Here is a 1,157-nt window from a genome sequence, read left to right on the forward strand (position 1 = left end):
GGTCAGTGTGTGATCAACTGTCCGTTCGGTGCTTTATCAGACCGTTCATTTATGGTGGACGTAATCAAACTGATCAGCAGCGGCGCACCGGTTTACGCCATGGTGGCACCGGCTATTGAAGGGCAGTTCGGTCCTGATGTCAGTGTCGGTATGATCCGTGAGGCTGTCATGAAGCTTGGCTTCAGAGACATGTATGAAGTATCTCTGGGCGCAGATTTTGTATCAAAGAATGAAGGACAGGAGCTTCTGGAGCACTATGAAGCCGGCGAGAAAATGACAACATCCTGTTGTCCGGCTTTCGTTTCTCTGATCAAGAAGCATTATCCGCAGGTGCTCAAGTATATGTCTACAACTGTTTCACCGATGACAGCTACAGGACGTCTGATCAAAGCCATGCATCCGGATGCTGTATGCGTTTTCATCGGACCATGTATTGCCAAGAAATCCGAAGTCATTGATTCCATTACTTTCGGTGGTGCGGATTATGCCATGACTTATGAAGAACTGGCCAGCATGTTTGAGGCGAAAAATATTGATCCTGAGGAATGTACAGAGACTCTACAGCAGGGAAGTAAGTTCGGCAAGCAGTATTCTGTATCTGGCGGTGTAACAGCAGCCGTCCTTGAAACATTCAAGGAAGCCAACAAAGAAGTTGATCTGAAGGTAAAGACCTGCAGCGGTGCACTGGAATGCAAGAAAGCACTGATGCTTCTGAAAGTCGGCAAGCTTCCGGAAGACTTTATTGAAGGTATGGCATGTGTCGGCGGCTGTGTTAACGGTCCGGCAATGCTTGGTAAATCCAGAACATTCCTCAAGGACAGAAATGGTCAGATCGCCAAGGCGGATGATCGAGGTGTTCTTGAAAATGTTGCACAGTACGATGAATACGGCATTAATATGACGAGAAATCATCAATAAATATGAATAAAATGCGTCCTTATGTTTCGATAAGGTGATAAAAAAGAAGACTATTTATAAATAAGTAGCGTGCAGTTATAGGATATCTGTTATAAGATTCCGAATGAGAAATTCAACACAAGTGTGTCTGAATATTCTCATTCGGAATCTTATTTTTTTTGATGGTTTTGACTGCACGCTGTGATGGGCAGAAGTGTAAAAGAATGAATCCTGTGTTTGGATATGTTTTTTCAAGAAAA

1 protein-coding gene is annotated in these 1,157 nt (G+C 43.9%); it reads left to right on the top strand.

What is annotated here, in order from left to right:
• On the top strand, positions 1-918 hold a 918-nt coding region (locus WMO25_RS18205), incomplete at its 5' end, for a [Fe-Fe] hydrogenase large subunit C-terminal domain-containing protein (RefSeq protein WP_349086650.1).
• Positions 919-1,157: the final 239 nt, after the last annotated feature.

Origin of the sequence: Coprococcus intestinihominis (genome assembly GCF_040096555.1) — a bacterium.
Taxonomy (GTDB): Bacteria; Bacillota; Clostridia; order Lachnospirales; family Lachnospiraceae; genus Coprococcus_A; species Coprococcus_A intestinihominis.